Origin of the sequence: Streptomyces sp. NPDC006259, assembly GCF_042870975.1 — a bacterium.
Taxonomy (GTDB): Bacteria; Actinomycetota; Actinomycetes; order Streptomycetales; family Streptomycetaceae; genus Streptomyces.
On record NZ_JBIAHY010000002.1, the window covers coordinates 1 to 20,739 of the forward strand.

General features: G+C 70.4%; 18 protein-coding genes, 1 rRNA gene and 1 riboswitch. Of the genes, 13 read left to right on the forward strand and 6 right to left on the reverse strand.

Going from position 1 to position 20,739, the window contains the following annotated elements; translation table 11 throughout:
* The first annotated feature begins 62 nt into the window (after positions 1-62).
* The 12 genes from rrf to ACFYO5_RS06180 all read left to right on the forward strand — a co-directional run bounded on the left by rrf (position 63) and on the right by ACFYO5_RS06180 (position 10,891).
* Positions 63-179 (forward strand): 5S ribosomal RNA (gene rrf / locus ACFYO5_RS06125).
* A 108-nt stretch (positions 180-287) separates the two neighbouring features.
* Positions 288-896, forward strand: a complete 609-nt coding sequence (locus ACFYO5_RS06130) for a CDP-alcohol phosphatidyltransferase family protein (protein ID WP_356562688.1) — start codon at positions 288-290, stop codon at positions 894-896.
* A gap of 119 nt (positions 897-1,015) precedes the next feature.
* Entirely contained in the window at positions 1,016-3,511 is a 2,496-nt protein-coding gene (locus ACFYO5_RS06135; RefSeq protein WP_356562689.1) for a mannose-1-phosphate guanyltransferase, read from the forward strand.
* A gap of 98 nt (positions 3,512-3,609) precedes the next feature.
* Positions 3,610-4,515: a DUF881 domain-containing protein gene (locus tag ACFYO5_RS06140; RefSeq protein ID WP_388704778.1), complete on the forward strand. Its 906-nt coding sequence runs from the start codon at positions 3,610-3,612 to the stop codon at positions 4,513-4,515.
* The gene (locus ACFYO5_RS06145) at positions 4,512-4,844 is read left to right on the forward strand and encodes a small basic family protein (RefSeq protein ID WP_003988855.1); all 333 of its coding nucleotides are present in this window, start codon (positions 4,512-4,514) and stop codon (positions 4,842-4,844) included. The genes ACFYO5_RS06140 and ACFYO5_RS06145 overlap by 4 nt, the downstream gene beginning before the upstream one ends.
* A gap of 4 nt (positions 4,845-4,848) precedes the next feature.
* Positions 4,849-5,712 (forward strand): DUF881 domain-containing protein, encoded by an 864-nt coding sequence (locus ACFYO5_RS06150; protein WP_388704781.1) that lies wholly within the window; start codon positions 4,849-4,851, stop codon positions 5,710-5,712.
* A gap of 82 nt (positions 5,713-5,794) precedes the next feature.
* Positions 5,795-6,682, forward strand: a complete 888-nt coding sequence (locus ACFYO5_RS06155) for an FHA domain-containing protein (protein WP_356563151.1) — start codon at positions 5,795-5,797, stop codon at positions 6,680-6,682.
* A gap of 43 nt (positions 6,683-6,725) precedes the next feature.
* The gene (locus ACFYO5_RS06160; RefSeq protein WP_388704784.1) at positions 6,726-7,463 is read left to right on the forward strand and encodes a MerR family transcriptional regulator; all 738 of its coding nucleotides are present in this window, start codon (positions 6,726-6,728) and stop codon (positions 7,461-7,463) included.
* 83 nt (positions 7,464-7,546) lie between these two features.
* Positions 7,547-8,020: a bifunctional nuclease family protein gene (locus tag ACFYO5_RS06165; RefSeq protein WP_073494403.1), complete on the forward strand. Its 474-nt coding sequence runs from the start codon at positions 7,547-7,549 to the stop codon at positions 8,018-8,020.
* Positions 8,021-8,259: 239 nt separating this feature from the next.
* A complete protein-coding gene (locus ACFYO5_RS06170; RefSeq protein WP_388704787.1) occupies positions 8,260-8,943 on the forward strand; it encodes a MerR family transcriptional regulator in 684 nt (227 codons plus the stop codon).
* A gap of 67 nt (positions 8,944-9,010) precedes the next feature.
* Positions 9,011-10,426: a DNA polymerase IV gene (locus ACFYO5_RS06175; protein ID WP_388704790.1), complete on the forward strand. Its 1,416-nt coding sequence runs from the start codon at positions 9,011-9,013 to the stop codon at positions 10,424-10,426.
* 177 nt (positions 10,427-10,603) lie between these two features.
* Positions 10,604-10,891, forward strand: coding sequence for a hypothetical protein (locus ACFYO5_RS06180; RefSeq protein WP_388707083.1), 288 nt, complete (start codon positions 10,604-10,606; stop codon positions 10,889-10,891).
* A 23-nt stretch (positions 10,892-10,914) separates the two neighbouring features.
* Here ACFYO5_RS06180 and ACFYO5_RS06185 read toward each other — a convergent pair whose 3' ends face one another.
* Positions 10,915-11,286 (reverse strand): PRC-barrel domain-containing protein, encoded by a 372-nt coding sequence (locus ACFYO5_RS06185; RefSeq protein ID WP_388704793.1) that lies wholly within the window; start codon positions 11,284-11,286, stop codon positions 10,915-10,917.
* A gap of 115 nt (positions 11,287-11,401) precedes the next feature.
* Positions 11,402-11,497, forward strand: a riboswitch (glycine riboswitch).
* 184 nt (positions 11,498-11,681) lie between these two features.
* On the opposite strand from ACFYO5_RS06185, the gene gcvP reads away from it, so the two are divergent.
* Positions 11,682-14,567: an aminomethyl-transferring glycine dehydrogenase gene (gene gcvP, locus ACFYO5_RS06190; protein ID WP_388704795.1), complete on the forward strand. Its 2,886-nt coding sequence runs from the start codon at positions 11,682-11,684 to the stop codon at positions 14,565-14,567.
* A gap of 67 nt (positions 14,568-14,634) precedes the next feature.
* On the opposite strand, the gene ACFYO5_RS06195 is transcribed toward gcvP, so the two are convergent.
* From ACFYO5_RS06195 to ACFYO5_RS06215, 5 genes are all read right to left on the reverse strand, one after another.
* Positions 14,635-15,726, reverse strand: coding sequence for an ABC transporter ATP-binding protein (locus ACFYO5_RS06195; RefSeq protein WP_388704798.1), 1,092 nt, complete (start codon positions 15,724-15,726; stop codon positions 14,635-14,637).
* The gene (locus ACFYO5_RS06200; RefSeq protein ID WP_388704801.1) at positions 15,723-16,556 is read right to left on the reverse strand and encodes an ABC transporter permease; all 834 of its coding nucleotides are present in this window, start codon (positions 16,554-16,556) and stop codon (positions 15,723-15,725) included. Before ACFYO5_RS06200 ends, ACFYO5_RS06195 begins: the two co-directional genes overlap by 4 nt.
* Complete coding sequence (modA, locus tag ACFYO5_RS06205; protein ID WP_388704804.1) at positions 16,553-17,371, reverse strand: molybdate ABC transporter substrate-binding protein; 819 nt, start codon at positions 17,369-17,371, stop codon at positions 16,553-16,555. The genes ACFYO5_RS06200 and modA overlap by 4 nt, the downstream gene beginning before the upstream one ends.
* Positions 17,372-17,621: 250 nt before the next feature.
* Positions 17,622-18,017, reverse strand: a complete 396-nt coding sequence (locus ACFYO5_RS06210; protein WP_356562712.1) for a helix-turn-helix transcriptional regulator — start codon at positions 18,015-18,017, stop codon at positions 17,622-17,624.
* A 161-nt stretch (positions 18,018-18,178) separates the two neighbouring features.
* Positions 18,179-20,134 carry an amino acid transporter gene (locus ACFYO5_RS06215; RefSeq protein ID WP_388704808.1) on the reverse strand — a complete coding sequence of 652 codons (1,956 nt, stop codon included), beginning with the start codon at positions 20,132-20,134 and terminating at the stop codon, positions 18,179-18,181.
* Positions 20,135-20,739: the final 605 nt, after the last annotated feature.

A 20,739-nucleotide genomic window follows, 5' to 3' on the forward strand; every position in this document is an offset into this window, starting at 1 on the left:
ACCACGAACAGCCCCACGTTCCACAGAGCGTGGTGTGGCATCGTTCGACAGTTTCATAGTGTTTCGGTGGTTATAGCGTGAGGGAAACGCCCGGTCACATTCCGAACCCGGAAGCTAAGCCTTACAGCGCCGATGGTACTGCAGGGGGGACCCTGTGGGAGAGTAGGACGCCGCCGAACTCCTTTTAGACCTCTGGCTCTTGGGCACACCGCCCAAGAGCCAGAGCTTTTTTGCGTTGGGGTAAGGTCAGGGGGAATCGTTGGCTCGTTTCTACTGGAGGCCCCCGGGTGGAGGTCCAAGAGACCCGTGTGCAGACCGACCGGGTCCTCACCATCCCCAACATCCTCAGCATGGCGCGTCTCCTGGGCGTACCCCTCTTCCTGTGGCTGATCCTCAGGCCTGAGTTCGGGGGCCCGCAGAGTGACGGCTGGGCTCTCCTGGTGCTGGCCCTGAGCGGAATCACCGACTATCTGGACGGCGATCTCGCCCGGCGCTGGAACCAGATCAGCAGCCTCGGCCGGCTCCTCGACCCGGCCGCGGACCGGCTCTACATTCTCTCGACTCTGGTCGGCCTCACCTGGCGGGAGATTCTCCCCCTGTGGTTGACCGCTGCACTTCTGGCGCGAGAACTGGTTCTGCTGGTGATGGTGGGCATCCTCAGGCGGCACGGCTATCCGCCGCCCCAGGTGAACTTCCTCGGGAAGGCGGCCACCTTCAACCTGATGTACGCGTTCCCGCTTCTGCTGCTCAGTGACGGAAGTGGATGGCTCGCATCACTCGCTGCCATTTTCGGATGGGCGTTCGCCGGATGGGGTACAACCCTCTATTGGTGGGCAGGAGTCCTCTACGTAGTACAAGTCCGCCGCCTGGTCCGTGCGGACCCCATGGCCGACTGATCTCCCCCAGCCGATTGGCGACCAGCAACGGTTCGATGGCCCGTCACGGAAAAGTGCGGGACAATCTGGACGGGTGAAGTCGGCAAGACCGTCGTCTCTTCAAGGAGGACGCTTCCGACATGAAGGCCGTCGTGATGGCCGGAGGCGAAGGCACACGCCTTCGTCCCATGACCTCAAGCATGCCCAAGCCGCTCCTGCCGGTGGCCAACCGGCCGATCATGGAGCACGTCTTGAGGCTGCTCAAAAGGCATGGGCTCAATGAGACCGTCGTCACCGTCCAGTTCCTGGCCTCCATGGTCAAGAACTACTTCGGTGACGGCGAGGAGCTCGGTATGGAGCTCAGCTATGCCAACGAGGAGAAGCCACTCGGTACCGCGGGAAGCGTCAAGAACGCCGAGGAGGCGTTGAAGGACGACGCCTTCCTCGTCATTTCCGGTGACGCGCTCACCGACTTCGACCTCACCGAGCTGATCAACTTCCACAAGGAAAAGGGCGCACTCGTCACCGTCTGTCTGACGCGCGTGCCCAATCCTCTGGAATTCGGCATCACGATCGTCGACGAGGAGGGCAAGGTCGAGCGCTTCCTGGAGAAGCCGACCTGGGGCCAGGTCTTCTCGGACACCGTGAACACCGGCATCTACGTCATGGAGCCCGAGGTCTTCGACTACGTCGAGGCCGATGTTCCCGTGGACTGGTCCGGCGACGTCTTCCCTCAGCTGATGAAGGAAGGCAAGCCGATCTACGGCTACATCGCCGAGGGCTACTGGGAGGACGTCGGCACCCACGAGAGCTATGTGAAGGCCCAGGCCGACGTGCTGGAAGGCAAGGTCGACGTCGAACTCGACGGCTTCGAGATCTCGCCGGGCGTATGGGTGGCCGAAGGCGCCGAGGTGCACCCGGACGCCATTCTTCGAGGCCCCCTGTACATCGGGGACTACGCCAAGGTGGAGGCCGGCGCGGAGATCCGCGAGCACAGCGTCATCGGGTCCAACGTCGTCGTCAAGAGCGGCGCCTTCATGCACAAGGCCGTCGTGCACGACAACGTGTACGTCGGACAGCACAGCAATCTGCGCGGCTGCGTCGTCGGCAAGAACACCGACATCATGCGGGCGGCCAGGATCGAGGACGGCGCCGTCATCGGCGACGAATGCCTGATCGGTGAAGAATCGATCGTGCAGGGCAATGTGCGGGTCTACCCGTTCAAGACCATCGAGGCCGGCGCGTTCGTCAACACCTCGGTGATCTGGGAGTCGCGGGGCCAGGCGCACCTCTTCGGCGCGCGCGGCGTCTCGGGCATCCTGAACGTCGAGATCACGCCGGAGCTGGCCGTGCGCCTCGCCGGGGCCTACGCCACCACGCTCAAGAAGGGCTCCACCGTCACCACGGCCCGCGACCACTCCCGTGGCGCGCGTGCGCTGAAGCGCGCGGTGATCTCCGCGTTGCAGGCCAGCGCCATCGACGTACGGGATCTGGAGAACGTGCCGCTGCCCGTGGCGCGGCAGCAGACCGCGCGGGGGAGTGCCGGCGGGATCATGATCCGGACCTCGCCCGGGGTGCCGGATTCCGTGGACATCATGTTCTTCGACGGACAGGGCGCGGACCTGTCGCAGGGCAGTCAGCGCAAGCTGGACCGGGTGTTCGCGCGGCAGGAGTACCGCCGGGCGTTCCCCGGGGAGATCGGGGACCTGCACTTCCCGGCCAGCGTCTTCGACTCGTACACCGGGTCGCTGCTGCGGAACGTGGACACGACGGGGATCGCCGAATCCGGGCTGAAGGTCGTGGTCGACGCCTCGAACGGCAGCGCCGGCCTCGTCCTGCCCAGTCTCCTCGGGAAGCTCGGCGTCGACTCGCTGACCGTCAATCCCGGTCTGAACGAGTCCCGGCCGACCGAGACCGGTGACCAGAGGCGTTCCGGGCTCGTGCGGCTCGGGGAGATCGTGGCGTCGTCGCGGGCCGCCTTCGGCGTGCGGTTCGACCCGGTGGGCGAGCGGCTCTCCCTCGTCGACGAGAAGGGCCGGATCATCGAGGACGACCGGGCACTGCTGGTGCTGCTCGACCTGGTGGCCGCCGAGCGGCGCAGCGGACGGGTGGCGCTGCCCGTGACGACGACGCGGATCGCCGAGCAGGTGGCGGCCTATCACGGCACGCAGGTGGAGTGGACGACGACCTCGCCGGACGACCTGACCCGGGTCGGCCGTGACGAGTCGACCATCTTCGGCGGTGACGGCAAGGGCGGCTTCATCGTCCCCGAGTTCAGCAGCGTCTTCGACGGCACGGCGGCCTTCGTGCGGCTGATCGGGCTCGTGGCCCGGACGCAGCTCACGCTGAGCCAGATCGACGCGCGGATCCCGCGGGCGCACGTCCTCAAGCGGGATCTGGCCACCCCGTGGGCCGTCAAGGGTCTGGTGATGCGGCGGGTCGTCGAGGCCGCCGGAGACCGGTTCGTGGACATCACCGACGGCGTCCGGGTCGTGGAGACCGACGGACGCTGGGTGATGGTGCTGCCGGACCCCGCCGAGGCCGTCACCCACCTGTGGGCCGAGGGTCCCGACGACGCCTCCGCGCAGGCCCTGCTGGACGAGTGGGCAACGGTCGTGGACAGCGCCGGGCGCTGAAACACCTGCCACACGCGCGTGCCGGACACGTGCCCCCAAGGGGGCCTGTCCGGCACGTCGGTGGGCCCGTTCGGAGGTAGCGGGCACGACGTGCGACGATGTGCGGCATGCCGCAGCAGCCCCCCGTTCGGAGCACACCCGCGCGCGCGTCGCGCCCGGACGCGTCCATGTCGCTGCTCACCAACGTCATGGACCACAGTCTCGACGAGGGATATGCCGAGGCCGCCGCCCGGAAGCAGGCCGAGGGCGTCGGCGGACTGCCGAGGACACTGCGGTCGAAGCTGGGGCTGGCCTTCGGCCTGGTGCTCGCCGCTCTCGTGGTGACCGTGGGAGCGGCCCAGGCCCGGATCGCCGCTCCGGTCGTGGCCAAGGAGCGCGAGGAGCTGATCGATCGCATCGACAGCGAGACGGAGGCGGCGGACAAGCTCGAGGACACCGTCGACAAGCTGCGTGACGACGTGAGCGCCCGGCAGCGGGCGGCGCTGCGGGAGAGCGGCGGCGAGGACAGGACGGAGTTGGTGGGGATCCTCGCGGGCGCCGTCGAGGTGCACGGCCCCGGGGTGAAGCTGGTCGTGGACGACGCCGAGGAGGCCTCCACCGGCGGTGACGGTGATCCGCGCGAGACGTCCGGCTTCTCCGACACCGGGCGGGTCCGTGACCGTGACATGCAGCGGGTGGTCAATGGGCTGTGGGCGTCGGGTGCCGAGGCCGTCTCCGTCAACGGGCAGCGGCTGACCGCGCTGTCGGCGATCAGGGCCGCGGGCGACGCGATACTGGTCGACAACAAGCCGCTGGTGCCGCCGTACACGGTGCTCGCGGTGGGGGACGGGGAGAAGATGAGCACCCGGTTCCAGGACAGCTCCGACGGGCTGTACCTGCACGCCCTCCAGGAGAACTTCGGCATCCGGACCGCCATCTCGGTGGAGAAGGAGATCAGGGTGCCCGCAGCACCGAGTGTGATCGTACGTACAGCACAGCCGAGAAGTGAGAAGGGCACATCGTGATCGCCGTACTGGGCCTCGTCGTGGGAGTCGTGGCCGGCCTCTTGGTCCGGCCCGAGGTTCCGGCGGTCGTCGAGCCGTATCTGCCGATCGCCGTCGTGGCGGCGCTGGACGCCGTGTTCGGGGGGCTGCGGGCCATGCTCGACGGCATCTTCGACGACAAGGTCTTCGTGGTGTCGTTCCTGTCGAACGTGGTCGTGGCCGCGCTGATCGTCTTCCTGGGCGACAAGTTGGGCGTCGGCGCCCAGTTGTCCACGGGAGTCGTGGTCGTGCTCGGCATCCGGATCTTCTCCAATGCCGCGGCGATCCGCCGGCACGTCTTCCGGGCGTGAGGCGATGAGCGATCAGGACGCGAGCCGGCCGGACGAGACTCCGCGGGACGAGACCCCCACGACCAGGTTGCGCAAGGAACTGCCCCAGGAGGTATCCGCGGCCGCTCCGCGCGCGGAGCGGGCCGAGGAGAGCGGGAAGCCCTCGGTGACCGGTCGGCAGCGGCTGGTGCAGGGGCTGTGGCCGCCGAGGGTGAGCCGGGCCCAACTCATCGTCGCCCTGCTGCTGTTCGGCCTGGGTTTCGGACTGGCGGTGCAGGTGGCCTCCAACAGCGACAGCGGCAATGCCCTGCGCGGCGCGCGCCAGGAGGATCTCGTGCGCATCCTCGATGAACTCGATGACCGCAGTCAGCGTCTTGACGACGAGAAGCAGGGTCTCGAGAAGCAGCGGCAGGAACTGGAGAACAGTTCCGACCAGGCCGAAGAGGCCCGTAAGCAGACGGTCGAGAAGGAGAAGCAACTCGGCATCCTGGCGGGCACGGTGGCCGCTCAGGGGCCCGGCATCACCATGACCGTCGAGGACACGAAGGGGACGGTCGAGGCGGACATGCTGCTCGACGCGATCCAGGAGCTGCGCGCGGCGGGGGCGGAGGCGATCCAGGTGAACGGCGTCCGGGTCGTCGCCGACACGTATCTGACGGAATCCGGCAAGAGTGTGAGCGTCGACGGGAACAAGATCAACGCGCCCTATCGTTTCAAGGTCATCGGCAAGCCGCAGGACCTCGAACCGGCGCTCAACATCCCTGGAGGCGTGGTGCAGACCCTGGAGAAGGAGCAGGCCACCGTAGCCGTGGAGCGATCGGCCAAGATCGTCGTGGATGCCTTGCGGGCAGCGGAGCAGCCTGACTACGCTCGGTCGTCCTCGCGGTGAACCGGCGGTGCATGGGGCTCATCCGGCAGGGGCATGAGGTTGCGGGGGGTCGGCGCACCGATCGGGTGGTGCGTGGTGGAAACTGTCTGGTGGCTACGGACGTTGTGAAGATGTCCGGGTCGGCCGGTCTAATCAGTCAGGGTTCGTCCTGCCCCACGGGCGGGTCTGTTTCGGTCAAGGGGAATCGCCCGTGAAGTTGTTTGCGAAGTTGTTCGGCAAGAGCGCGCGAGAGGGCAGCGGGGACAACGCGACGGCCCGTCACCGCGCACAGCCTGACGCGGAAGGCCAGCGGCCGCTGTTCCGGGACCAGGTGGGTGGGCCGGGCGGTGACATTTCCGGAGGTCACGGCGGGGCGTCGGTTGACCCTGCGCAGTCCGGCGACATAGGTTTCGGACAACCGTCAACCTCAAGTACGGGTGGAGGGTTTTCCCCTGTGTCATCCCTGGTGTGTACGAGGTGCGGTAACCGCAACGCGGAGAACAGCCGTTTCTGCTCCAACTGCGGCGCGCCGCTGAGGCCGGGCGTGACGCCCGAGCGCGCGTCGGAGACGACCTCCACCATCTCCATCTCCGGTCTTGAGGCCTACGACTCGGAAGCCACCGGACAGACGCAGTTGCCGGCGCTTTCGCCCGAGGCCCAGGCCGCGGTCGACGCGCTGCCGCTGGGTTCCGCCCTGCTGGTCGTGCGGCGTGGTCCCAACTCGGGCAGCCGCTTCCTGCTGGACGGCGATCTGACGACCGCGGGACGGCACCCGCAGAGCGACATCTTCCTGGACGACGTGACGGTCTCGCGCCGCCACGTGGAGTTCCGGCGTCGTCAGGACGGTTCGTTCACGGTGGCCGACGTCGGCAGCCTGAACGGCACCTACGTCAACCGTGAGCGGATCGACGAGGTCCCTCTGTCGAACGGTGACGAGGTGCAGATCGGCAAGTACCGGCTCGTCTTCCACGCGAGCCAGCGAGGCTACTGACCCGCCCCCGGACCAGGTCCGGGGGCACCCCCAGGGAAGGCCCATGCTGCGAACACCGAGGGGCGGTACCGGACCAGGCGCCGCCGCAGTGGACGGTGAGGCGATGAGCATCGGCACGGTGCTGAACGTGCTGCGCGACGAGTTCCCCGAAGTCACCATCTCCAAGATCCGCTTCCTGGAGTCGGAGGGGCTCGTCGAGCCGCGGCGGACGCCGTCGGGGTATCGCAAGTTCAGCGTGGAGGACGTCGAGCGTCTCGGCCACGTGCTGAGGATGCAGCGGGACCACTATCTGCCCCTCAAGGTGATCCGGGAGCATCTGGACGCCATGGGGCGCGGTGAGGCGGCACCGCTGCCGACGGTGGGCCGGCAGCGGGACGGGCAAGCGGTACCGGAGCCGTCCGAGGGGCCCACCGTCGCCCGGATCGGGCGGGCCGAACTGCTGGCGGCCGCGGGGATCGACGAGCGGGAACTCCTGGAGTGGGAGTCCTACGGGCTTCTCGCGCCCCTGGAGGACGGACTCTACGACGCGGAGGTCGTCACGGTCGCCGCACTCGTCTCCGAGCTGGGGCGGTTCGGGATCGAACCCCGGCACCTGCGGGTGATGAAGGCCGCGGCCGACCGTGAGGCAGGGCTGGTGGACCAGGTGGTCGCCCCGCTCAGGCGGCACCGCAATCCACAGACCAGGGCACATGCCGAGGCCCGGACGAAGGAGCTGGCGGGGCTCACGGTCAGGTTGCACACGGCGCTGGTGCAGACCGCGCTCGGAGTCCGCCTGCCCTGAGGGAGGGGTCGCGGTCGTCCGGATCGGTCACCCGTTCCCGGCCCGACTACCCAAACGTCCCGAGCACGGCCTAGGGTTGCTGTGTGAACGAGCTCGATGTCGTAGGTGTCCGGGTCGAAATGCCCTCCAACCAACCGATCGTGCTGCTGCGTGAAGTGGGAGGCGACCGTTACCTCCCCATCTGGATCGGGCCGGGGGAGGCGACGGCGATCGCCTTCGCCCAGCAGGGCATGGCTCCGGCGCGGCCGCTTACCCACGATCTGTTCAAGGACGTGCTGGAAGCCGTCGGCCAGGAGCTGAGCGAGGTGCGCATCACCGACCTGCGTGAAGGCGTCTTCTACGCCGAGCTGGTCTTCGCCAGCGGGGTCGAGGTGAGCGCGCGGCCGTCCGACGCCATAGCGCTGGCCCTGCGCACCGGAACGCCGATCTACGGCAGCGACACGGTGCTGGACGACGCGGGGATCGCCATTCCGGACGAGCAGGAGGACGAGGTGGAGAAGTTCCGCGAGTTCCTCGACCAGATCTCGCCCGAGGACTTCGGCAGCAGCAATCAGTAGCCGCCGGGAGGTGGGCCGGCCCGGCGGGCTCACCGGCTCTCTCATCGCGGCAATTGCCGGCGGTGTGTGAGAGCGTCCTACGGCCTCCGCTCAGGGCATTCGGCTAGCCTTTCCCCGCGGTGGAGCGCGGGAAACCACTCCTGGGGTGATTATCACTCGGCGTGCCGAGTGTGGCGATCGTTGACGCACCCCCGGTGACTGCCTACCGTCGAGAAGGCAGGTCAAGGACGGAGGTCGGCGTGAGAAGCAGCGGCGACGGTACGGTGGGGGGTGCCCCCGGACTCGGTGTCGGGGGGAGCGGTCCGTACCCTCCCCCGAACTCACGGCTCCGCTCCAGCGGGGGGTACCCCCATCACGGAGGCGCGGCCGATCACGCACCGCAGCGAGCGGCGGCCGTGCCGAGCAGCGGAGGGGCGACGTCCATGGCGTCCGAGGAGATCGGTTACCGGGGGCCCACGGCCTGTGCGGCCGCCGGCATCACCTATCGGCAACTGGACTACTGGGCGCGCACGGGGCTGGTCGAGCCGAGCGTGCGGCCCGCCCACGGGTCCGGTACGCAGCGCCTGTACAGCTTCCGGGACGTGGTGGTCCTGAAGATCGTCAAGCGGTTCCTCGACACGGGGGTCTCGCTCCAGAACATCCGTACCACCGTCCAGCACCTGCGCGAGCGCGGTTTCAGCGACCTCGAGCGGATGACGCTGATGAGCGACGGCGCGACCGTCTACGAGTGCAGCTCACCGGACGAGGTCCACGCGCTGCTCCAGGGCGGGCAGGGCATCTTCGGGATCGCCGTCGGCGTGGTGTGGCGGGATGTCGAGAGCGCGTTGTCGCAGCTGCACGGGGAGCGCGTCGACACCGGTGAGACGCTGGTCGGGCCCAACCCGGCCGACGAGCTGGCCCGTCGGCGCAACCGGGCGGTCTGACGCCCTCACCGGCTTCGCGGGCGGCCGCACGACGTCATTGTCAGTGGCGTGGTGCAGCATCGGAGATGTGAGAAACGCGCCCACCATCCTGCACCTCGACATGGATGCCTTCTTCGCGCAGGCGGAGCAGGCGTCCAAGCCGAGTCTGCGCGGGAAGGCGGTGGTCGTGGGGGGTCTCGGGCCGCGCGGCGTGGTGGCGACCGCCTCCTACGAGGCACGGGTCTTCGGGGTGCACTCGGCGATGCCGATGGCCCAGGCACGCAGGCTGGCTCCGAACGCCGCGTACCTGGTGCCGCGGGGCGCGTTCTACCGCCGGATCAGCGATCAGGTCATGGCGTTGCTGCGGGCCCTGTCCCCGCTGGTGGAGCCGCTCAGTCTGGACGAGGCGTTCGTGGACCTGGAGGCCGGGGAGGCGGCCTGGGACAGCGAGTCGGCGCTGCTGGCCGGGACACGGCTGCGCGCCGACATACGGGCGGTCACCGGGCTGACCGGATCGGTGGGGCTGGCCGCCTCGAAGATGCTCGCCAAGATCGCCTCCGAGCAGGCCAAACCGGACGGCCTGGTGCTGATCGAACCCGGCACCGAGCGGGCGCTGCTCGCGTCGATGCCGGTGCGGACGCTCCCGGGGGTCGGTCCGGCGACCGGTGACCATCTGAGGCGGGCCGGGATCACCACGGTCGAGGAGATGGCCGAGGCGGGGGAGGACGAGCTGGTACGGCTGCTGGGCAAGGCGCACGGGCACGCGCTGTACGCCATGGCGCTGGCCCGCGACGACCGGCCCGTGGTCGCCGAACGGGAGACGAAGTCGGTGTCCGTCGAGGACACCTACGACGTGGACATCCACGACCGCGTGCGGGTGGAGCTGGAGGTGCAGCGGCTGGCCGACCGCTGTGTGCGGCGGCTGCGGGGGGCGGGGCTGTCCGGGCGGACCATCGTGCTCAAGGTGCGGCGGTACGACTTCTCCACGCTCACCAGGTCGGAGACCCTGCGGGGGCCCACGGACGACCCCGTGGTGGTGCGCGAGGCGGCGGCACGGCTGTTGGAGGCGGTGGACACCACGGGCGGTGTCCGGCTTCTCGGGGTGGGGGTCAGCGGGCTGGCCGACTTCACGCAGGAGGACCTGTTCGCGCAGGCGGCGGAGGTGCGGGCGGCCGAGGTGCGGGCCGACGGGCCCGAGGACGACGTGCCGGAACAGCCCGCCGTGGCGGAGGCAGCCCCCGCGGAACACCGGTGGCGGCCGGGGTTCGACGTGCGGCACGCCGAGCTGGGCCACGGGTGGGTTCAGGGCAGCGGACTGGGAAGAGTCACCGTGCGGTTCGAGACACCTGACTCGGGGGTGGGCCGGGTGCGGACGTTCCGGATCGACGATCCCGATCTGGAGCCCGCGGATCCGCTGCCGCTGGTCCGGCGAGGACCGGACCGGCCGTCGGCCGTGGGCGGGGCCGGGGAAGTGCCCGTGGCGCGGCCGGGGAACAGCCGGTGACGGGGTGGAGGGAGGGGGTGCGCGGTGGCTGACGAGGAGAAGTGAGCGGGCGCGGCCGGGGTCTCGGCGGAGCGGCGTGAAGAGGTCCGCGCGGTGATCGAGCGGGTCGCGGGATGGGCTGCGGCACGCGAGGACCTCGCCGGGGTGCTGCTGGTCGGGTCCTGCGCGCGGGGCGCGGTGCGAGCGGACTCGGATGTCGATCTCGTCGTGCTGACGACCGGTCCGGGTCGGTGCACCGCGAAGGACGGCCTGGTGAGCGAACTCGCGCTGGGCGAGCTGATCCGCAACCGGGCCTGGGGCCCCGTCACCGAATGGCGGTACGTCACCGCTCCGGTCTGGAGGTCGAGGTCGGCATCGGGTCCCTCGACCGGGCGCGCACCGATCCGGTCGACGCCGGCACGCGACGCGTCGTCACCGACGGGGCCCGCGCCCTCCACGACCCCGAGGGGGTGCTCGAGGCGTTGATCCAGGTCTGCGGCCGGCTCCGGTCAGGTCTCCTCCGTGCCCGCCAGCCTGCCGAAGTCAAGGTCCGGCAGCGGTGGCGGAGCGGCCAGATCGAGGCCGTAGTGGTGGTAGAGCTGGAGTTCCTGATCGGGGGAGAGGTGGCGGCCCACGCCGAAGTCGGGGGCGTCCTTGATGAGGGCGCGGTCGAAGGGGACGTGGAGGGTGCCGTCGATCAGTTCGCTGGGCTCCAGGGGGACGAAGGCGTCCCTGCTGAACAGGCCGGTGCGTATGGCCGCCCATTCGGGCACGCCCGTCGCGTCGTCGAGGTAGACCTCGTCGATGGTGCCGATCTTGGTGCCGTTGCGGTCGAACGCCTTGCGGCCGATCAGGTTGCGCGGATCGATGTCGGTCTGCACGGGCCCCTCCACTTGGTCGCAAACTCGCCGTAAGAACTACAAAAGAGCACATCGGGGGTGGCGGCCACTCGAAAGGAGGCCTCATTGACCTCGCTGGTAGTCTGGCAACGGCTGCTGACCCCGTGCGGGAGAGTCCTCCGGAGATCACCGGAGGCGCCGAAGGAGCAAATCCTCCCCGGAATCTCTCAGGCTCACGTACCGCACGGACGAGGTCACTCTGGAAAGCAGGGCGGGTGCCGACGGCGTCGACGGCTCCCGTTCTCACCGACGGTGAAAGCCGGGCGCCCTCGGGCGGCCGGTGAAGCTCTCAGGTTCGAGATGACAGAGGGGGAGGCCGTCCGGGTACCCGCCAGTGGTGCCCCTCGAAGGTCGTGTCTGACCAGGAGGCCTCCGCAATGACCGCCCATCGCATTCCGCTCTCCGACCTCGAACAGGGAATCCCCTTCGAGCAGCGCCACATCGGGCCCGACCAGGAGGCGCGGGCCAAGATGCTCGCGCAGGTCGGTTACGGCTCGCTGGACGAGCTGACCGCCGCCGCGGTTCCCGATGTGATCAAGAACGCCGACAGGCTGGACCTGCCGGACGCGCGGACCGAGGCCGAGGTGCTGGCCGAGCTGCGGACGCTCGCCGACCGCAACCAGGTCCTGGACTCGATGATCGGGCTCGGTTACCACGGCACCTTCACCCCGCCCGTCATCCTGCGCAACGTCATGGAGAACCCGGCCTGGTACACCGCCTACACGCCGTACCAGCCGGAGATCTCACAGGGTCGGCTCGAGGCGCTGCTGAACTTCCAGACCATGGTCGCCGATCTGACCGGACTGCCGACCTCCGGCGCGTCCCTGCTCGACGAGGGCACGGCGGCCGCCGAGGCGATGGCGCTCTCCCGGCGCATGGGGAAGAACAAGAAGGGCCTCTTCCTGATCGACGCGGACGCGCTGCCGCAGACCATCGCCGTGATCGAGACCCGCGCCGAGCCGACCGGCGTCGAGGTCGTCGTGGCCGATCTCAGCGACGGCATCCCGGCCGACATCGCCGCGCGGGAGATCAACGGCGTGCTGATCCAGTACCCCGGCGCCTCCGGAGCCGTGCGCGACCTGAAGCCGGTCGTCGAGCAGGCGCACGAGCTGGGGGCGCTCGTCACCGTCGCCGCCGACCTGCTCGCGCTGACGCTGCTGACGTCACCCGGTGAGCTGGGCGCGGACATCGCGATCGGGACCACGCAGCGGTTCGGCGTGCCGATGGGCTTCGGCGGGCCGCACGCCGGCTACATGGCCGTCCGCGAGAAGTTCGCGCGCAGCCTGCCCGGACGGCTCGTGGGCGTGTCCGTCGACGTGGACGGCAACAGGGCGTACCGCCTGGCGCTGCAGACGCGTGAGCAGCACATCCGCCGGGAGAAGGCGACCAGCAACATCTGTACGGCGCAGGTGCTGCTCGCCGTCATGGCCGGCATGTACGCCGTCTACCACGGGCCCGACGGGCTCCGCGCGATCGCGCGGCGAACCCACCGCTACGCCTCGGTCCTGGCCGCGGGGCTCACCGCCGGTGGCGTCGAGGTCGTGCACGGCTCCTACTTCGACACCCTGACCGTGCGGGTGCCCGGGAAGGCCGCCGCGGCCGTGGCCGCCGCCCGGGGCAACGGCGTCAACCTGCACCTCGTCGACGCTGACCACGTGTCGATCGCCTGCGACGAGACCACCGGGCGGGCCCAGCTCACGGCTGTCTGGCAGGCCTTCGGGGTCGAGGGCGACATCGAGGCCCTCGACGCGGTCACGGAGGACACCCTCCCCGCCGGACTGCTGCGCGGCGACGAGATCCTCACCCACCCCGTCTTCCACCAGCACCGCTCCGAGACCGCGATGCTGCGCTACCTCCGCAGGCTGGCCGACCGGGACTACGCGCTCGACCGGGGCATGATCCCGCTGGGCTCCTGCACCATGAAGCTCAACGCGACCACCGAGATGGAACCGGTCACCTGGCCCGAGTTCGGGCAGCTGCATCCCTTCACCCCCGCCGAGCAGGCGCGGGGCTACCTCACGCTCATCCGTGAGCTGGAGGAGCGGCTCGCCGAGGTCACCGGCTACGACAAGGTGTCCCTCCAGCCGAACGCCGGTTCGCAGGGCGAGTTCGCCGGACTGCTGGCCGTACGCGGATACCACCGGGCCAACGGGGACGAGCAGCGGACCGTGTGCCTCATCCCGTCCTCCGCGCACGGCACGAACGCGGCCAGTGCCGTGATGGCCGGGATGAAGGTCGTCGTGGTGAAGACCGCCGACGACGGTGAGATCGACGTCGAGGACCTGCGGGCGAAGATCGAGAAGCACCGGGACGAGCTGGCGGTGCTGATGATCACCTACCCGTCGACGCACGGGGTGTTCGAGGAGCATGTCGCCGACATCTGCGCGCAGGTGCACGAGGCCGGCGGCCAGGTGTACGTCGACGGCGCCAACCTCAACGCGCTCGTCGGGCTCGCCAAGCCCGGCCACTTCGGCGGCGACGTCTCGCACCTGAACCTCCACAAGACGTTCTGCATCCCGCACGGCGGCGGCGGGCCCGGCGTCGGCCCGGTGGCCGTACGGTCGCACCTGGCGCCGTACCTGCCGAACCACCCGCTCCAGCCGGAGGCCGGGCCCGCGACGGGTGTCGGGCCGATCTCCGCCGCGCCGTGGGGTTCCGCGGGGATCCTGCCGATCTCGTGGGCCTACGTGCGGCTCATGGGCGGCGAGGGCCTGAAGCGGGCCACGCAGGTGGCCGTGCTGTCCGCCAACTACGTCGCCAAGCGGCTCGAACCGCACTACCCGGTGCTCTACACCGGCCCCGGCGGGCTGGTCGCGCACGAGTGCATCATCGATCTGCGTCCGCTGACGAAGGCGACCGGTGTGACCGTCGACGACGTCGCCAAGCGGCTCATCGACTACGGCTTCCACGCGCCGACGATGTCGTTCCCGGTGGCCGGGACGCTGATGATCGAGCCGACCGAGTCGGAGGACCTGGCCGAGCTGGACCGGTTCTGCGAGGCGATGATCGCGATCCGCGGCGAGATCGAGAAGGTCGGGGCCGGTGAGTGGCCCGCCGAGGACAACCCGCTGCGGGGCGCGCCCCACACGGCCGCCGCGCTGGGCGGCGAGTGGGACCACGTGTACACCCGCGAGGAGGCCGTCTTCCCGGCCGGGGTGAACGCCGCCGACAAGTACTGGCCGCCGGTGCGCCGGATCGACCAGGCCTTCGGCGACCGGAACCTGGTCTGCTCCTGTCCGCCGCTGGACGCCTACCAGGACTGATCCGGCCGTACGCCGCGAGGGTCCCCGTCCGGTCAGGGCGGGGGCCCTCGGTGTTGCCGGGGGCGGTTCAGGCCGGGTAGGCGTGCGTCTGGGTCGCCTTGACCGCGGCCCACACCGTGGCGCCGGGACGCAGGTCGAGTTCCGCGGCGGCGACCGTGGTGAGGTCGGCGGCCAGCGGGAGTTCGCCGGTGAGGTCGGCGCGGATCCGGTCGCCGTGGGTCTCCAGGCCCGCGACCTCGCAGCGCCACAGGTTGCGGGCGCTGGAGCCGGTGGGGCGGGAGCGGTGGAGGGTAACGGCGCTCGGCGGGAACGCGACGAAGACCGGTCCGGAGTGGACCTCCGTGGTGGTGAGCGCGGGGCCCGCGTCGAGGCGGACCGTGTGGCCGTCGGACCGGCCGCGGTAGAGGTTGAGGCCGACGAGCCGCGCGATGTAGTCGGTGCGCGGGTGGCGGGCGATGTCCGAGGGGGCGCCCTCCTGCACGACCGTGCCGTGCTCGACGACGACCAGGCGGTCGGCGAGGACCATGGCGTCGAGCGGATCGTGCGTGACCAGGACGGCGACCGCGTCGAACTCGGTGAGGTGGCGGCGGAGTTGGGCGCGCACCTCCAGGCGGGTGCGGGCGTCCAGGGCGGCGAGGGGTTCGTCGAGAAGGAGCAGCCGGGGGCGGGTGGCGAGGGCGCGGGCCAGGGCGACCCGCTGGGCCTGGCCACCCGAGAGCCGGCGTGGTCTGGCGTCGGCGTGCTGCGCCAGGCCCATCCGTTCCAGCCATCCGGCGGCCTGGGAACGTGCCTCGGACTTGCTCGCTCCGTGGCAGCGCGGGCCGAACGCCACGTTGTCGAGGGCGCTCAGGTGCGGGAACAGCAGGTAGTCCTGGAAGACGACGCCGACCGGGCGGGACTGCGGCGGCGTACGCTCCAAGGGGCTGCCGTCCAGGCGCAGATGGCCGCCGGTGAGCGGGACCAGGCCGGCGAGGGCGCGCAGGGCCGTCGTCTTGCCGGCGCCGTTCGGGCCGAGCAGGGCGACGACGTCGCCGGGAGCGGCACGCAGGGCGATGTCGAGGCGGAAGGCGTCCCGGTCGACGACGAGGCGGGCGTCGAGGCCCTCGTCGGCGCCGGCGACGTGGCGGGGGGCGTCGGCCGTGCGGTCGGGGCCGTTCATGAGGCGGTCGTCCAGCGGTCGCGGAGGCCCGCCAGCACGGCGATCGAGACGGCCAGCAGCACCAGGCTGAGGGCGATGGCGGCCTCCGGGTCGTTCTGCAGGGCGAGGTAGACGGCCAGCGGCATCGTCTGGGTACGGCCGGGGAAGTTGCCCGCGAAAGTGATCGTCGCGCCGAACTCGCCCAGCGCGCGCGCCCAGGCCAGCACGGCGCCGGCCGCGACGCCCGGCGCGATCAGGGGCAGCGTGACCCGGCGGAAGGCGGTGAAGCGGGAGGCGCCCAGCGTGGCGGCCGCCTCCTCGTAGCGGGGGTCGGCGGCGCGCAGCGTGCCCTCGACGCTGATGACGAGGAACGGCATCGCCACGAACGTCTCCGCGAGCACGACGCCGGTCGTGGTGAACGGCAGGGTGATGCCGAACCAGGCGCCCAGCCACTGCCCGACCACGCCGTTGCGGCCGAGGGCGAGCAGCAGGGCCACACCGCCCACGACCGGCGGCAGGACCAGCGGGAGCGTCACCAGGGCGCGGACGAGACCGCGGCCCGGGAAGTCGGTGCGGGCCAGCAGCCAGGCCAGCGGCACGCCGACGACCAGGCTCACAGCGGTCGCCGACGTGGCGCAGACCAGCGACAGCCGCAGGGCCTGCCACACCTCGGGGCTGGTCAGCTGTTCGGGAAGGCTGTGCCACGGGGCCCGGACCAACAGGGCGAGGAGGGGCAGCAACAGGAAGGCAAGGCCCACGAGGGCGGGGAGCAGGAGGGCGACGGGGACGCCCGTGCGGATCCGGCCGGGCCGCCGGCCGCCCTCGAGGGTGTGGGAGGCGGGGGGTGTCACGGCTTCAGGAACCCGGCCTCGGTCAGCGCCTTCTGGCCCTCGGCCGAGCGCACCAGGGCGACGAAGGCCTTGGCGGCGTCGGCGTTCGGAGCGTCCTTGAGCGGGACGATGGGGTAGTCGTTGACGGCGTCGGCCGACTCGGGGAAGTCCACGCCCTCCACCTTGTCACCCGCCGCGCGCACGTCGGTCCTGTACACCAGCGCGGCATCGGCCTCCTTCAGCTCCACCTTCGTCAGGGCGCTCCTGACGTCCTGCTCGTAGGAGGCGGGGGTGAGCCTCAGCCCGCTCGCGTCGAGGGCCTTCTGGGCCGCGGTGCCGCACGGAACGGTCCTGTCGCACAGGACCACCTTGAGGCCGGACCTGGTGAGGTCCTTGAGGGAGGCGACCTCGTCGGGGTTGCCCGGCAGGGTGGCGATCTCCAGCTGGTTGCGGGCGAAGGTGACCGGGGCGGAGGCGTTGTCCCCGGCTTCGCTGACGATCGCCATCGTCCCGGGGCTGGCGGCGGCGAACACGTCGGCCGGGGCGCCGCCGGTGATGCTCGCGGCGAGGGCGTCGCTGCCGCCGAAGTTGAGGACGACCTTCGTGCCGGGGTACGTCCTCTCGAACTCCTCGCCCAGGGCCGTGAAGCTCTCCTGGAGGGAGGCGGCCGCGAAGACGGTCACCGTGCCGGACGGCTTCGCCGGGTGCGACGCGGAGGACCCGGCCCCGGCCGCGGTGTCGTCGGACGAGGAGCAGCCGCTCAGCACCAGCAGCGCGGCGATCACCGCGCCCATCGTGTGCGGTGTCCGGCGGGCCCGGCTGAGGGTTCGGGTCATCACGTGCACTCCTCGGTGTCTGCGTGGCCCCTCGGGCGGGCACCTGCCCCGATGATACTTCCGCAGATGCAAGGCCTGAGTCAGCTGTCGCTTCGCACGAGCGGGGGATATCGGGCTTAGAGGACCGCATGTGCGAGGCGGCATCGGAGCGGTGGCGAAGTGCGTGTCGGTGCGTCGGTGAGGTGCGTGGCGGTGCGGTCGGCGGTGTCCGGCTCGTCTCGGGGTCGGTCGCCGGTGTCCGGCGGCCGCCTCAGGCGCGGTCGATGTGGACGTTGGTCGACTTCACGCGGGCGGTGGCCTCCATGCCGACCTCCAGCCCGAGTTCCTCGACGGCCTCGCGGGTGAGCAGGGAGACGAGGCGGTGCGGGCCCGCCTGGATGGAGACCTGGGCGGCGACGTCACCCAGCTTGATCGCGGTGACGATGCCGGGGAAGGCATTGCGGGCCGAGGTGTAGGAGGCGACGTCCTCCTCACCGCCGGATCCGGCGAGTTCGACCGAGAACGCGGCGAGATCCTCGCCGTCGATGAGGCGTCGTCCGGTGTCGTCGCGGTGCGTCGGCACCCGGCCCGCGTCCGCCCAGCGGCGGGCGGTGTCGGGGCTCACGCCGAGCAGGCGCGCGGCCTGGCCGATGGTGTAGGACTGCATGCCGGTCACGATAGGGGCAGAGGGAGCGGGGGGAGGGGCCGGGGCGGCGCGTCCGGCCGTACGGGGCCGGCGCGCCGTGCGGATCGGGTGGAGGCGTCCGGCCGTACGGAGGGGCCGCGCATCCGGGCCGTGCGGATCGGGTGCGGGCGTCCGGCGGGGCGTCAGCCCGCGTGCACGCGGGGGCGGCGGGTGCGGTCCGGCTCCGCCTCGCGCAGGACCTCACGGGTGACCGGGGCCACCTCGCCCTGGCCGAAGAGGAAGAAGCGCAGGAAGTTGGCGAAGGGGTTGCCCTCGGTCCACTCGAAGTAGATGTGCGGGGTGCGGCCGGTGGTGTCACGCACGTGCAGCAGCAGCGCGGCCAGCGCGTTGGGGATGGAGGAGGACTCCAGTGTGAGGACGCGGTGGCGGCCGTGCAGGACCTCGCCGCGCACGGTGAGGCCGGCCTCGAACTCGGACGGGTCGAGGACCGTCACCTCGACGAAGACGAAGTCCTCCTGTTCGGGGACGTCGTTGTCCTGCCGGATCTGCTCGATCTTGTCGCGGTACTCGGCCTCGTCGCGCCGGTCGGGTTCGTTGGCGATGAACCGCATCCTGCGGCTGGCCATGTCACGGATGAAGCGTTCCGCCATCGGGTCGAGGGTCACGCCCGTCACGCGCAGCTCGAAGGCACGGGCCAGGCGGGACAGGAGGGAGACGAGGATGATGCCGGCGATGAAGCAGGCGCCGATCTTCACGCCGTCGGGGCGCTCGATGACGTTGACGACCGTCGTGTAGAGGAACACCGCAGAGATGACCGCGAAGCCGACCGTCGCCTTGCGCTGCCCGGCCTTGTGGGCGGCGATGGTCACGGCGATCGCCGCGGAGCTGATCAGGACCAGCACGCCGGTGGCGTAGGCGCCGCCCTGGGCGTCGACGTCGGCGTCGAAGATCCAGGTGACCAGGAAGGCGATGAGGATGAAGACGATGACCATGGGCCGTACCGCGCGGGCCCAGTGCGGGGCCATGCCGTACCGGGGCAGGTAGCGGGGCATCAGATTGAGCAGCCCGGCCATCGCCGAGGCGCCGGCGAACCAGAGGATGGCGATCGTGGAGACGTCGTAGACCGTGCCGAAGGTGTTGCCCAGGTACTCGTGCGCGAGGAAGGCGAGCGCGCGGCCGTTGGCGGCGCCGCCGGGCTCGAACTCCTTCTCCGGGATGAGCAGGGTGGTGATGAAGCTGGTGGCGATCAGGAAGCAGCTCATGACGAGGGCGGCGACGGTGAGCAGCTTCTTGGTGTCGCGGACGCGGCCGGTCGGCCGGTCCTCGGTGTCGCCGGGGTCACCCTTGACGTGCGGCATGACGGCGACGCCGGTCTCGAAGCCGGAGAGGCCGAGCGCGAGCTTGGGGAAGACGATCAGGGCGACGCCGATCATCACGAAGACGTTGCCGTGCTCGGCGGTCAGGGCGTGCGACCAGTCGGTGACGACATGGGCCTCGGTGGCGACGTGCCACAGGCCGACGGCCACGACGACCGCGTTGAGCGCCAGGTAGATGCCCACCAGGGCCACGGCGACCCCGATCGCCTCCAGGAAGCCTTTGAGGAAGACGGCGCCGAGCAGCGCCACGAGGACGAGCGTGATGAGCACCTGTTTGTCGTGCAGGGCGCCGGTGAGGTGCGGGTTCTCGACCAGGTGGGTCGAGGCGTCCGCCGCGGACAAGGTGATGGTGATCAGGAAGTCGGTGGCGGCGAAGCCGAGCAGTGTCAGGACGAACAGCTTGCCCTGCCAGAACGACAGCAGCCGCTCCAGCATGGCGATCGAGCCCTCGCCGTGCGGGCTCTCCTCGGCGACCCGGCGGTAGACCGGCAGGGCGCCGGCCAGGGTGACGACCACCAGGACGATCGTCGCCACCGGCGACAGCAGTCCGGCCGCGAGGGCCGCGATGCCCGGCTGGTAGCCGAGGGTCGAGAAGTAGTCGACACCGGTCAGGCACATCACCCGCCACCAGCGCCGACCCTGGTGGGCCGGTTCCGGTACGGCGTGCGGGCCCTGGTGGCCGCCGTCCTTGCCCATGTCGGACAGGCCCTCCAGCATCCAGGCGCGCACGCGGCCGGCCGGCGGGTGTTCGGTGGTGACCATCGGCGGGCTCCTGAAGTGCGCTCTGCTGGGGTGGTTCGACCTGCGATTTCCGGCCATCGCTCGGACGGCGGCACCAGCGTAAGCGGAGAGTGACGCGTGGGCCCACGAATCCCGGGGCCGACGGCGTCAAGCTTCCGTTAAGACCGGCAGGGGGGACGCTCATGGGCGAAAAGGCCGTACTCGTAGGGGTTTTAAGGGGCTGGACGGGTCGACGGAATGCCGGTGGGGCGGGACGGTCGCGGCTACTCACTGTTATCGGTCGAGGGCGTACGAGGAGGGGGCCGCCCCCGCCGAACGGGGTGGCGCGGCAGCCGGTGCGCGGTTCCTCCCCTCTTGCCGGGAGCCGGCGTGCGCTGGTTCGGGCAGCCGACGCGCGGTCTTGTCCCGTCCCGCACGGCCCTCTACAGTCCGCTCCGTAAGGTTCGTCAGGTGATCCGAATGTTTCGAGGTGTTGGATCTGTCGCCGGTCTGACGAAAGTGCACGGATTTCTCTGTGTTCAAGGGGTTGCCACCCGTCCGACGCTGTCTCTAGGGTGCGGCAGCAGCGAAGCTTTCTGGATCACTACCGAAACTTTCGACATCGTGGACGGCCCTGAAGGCCGTTC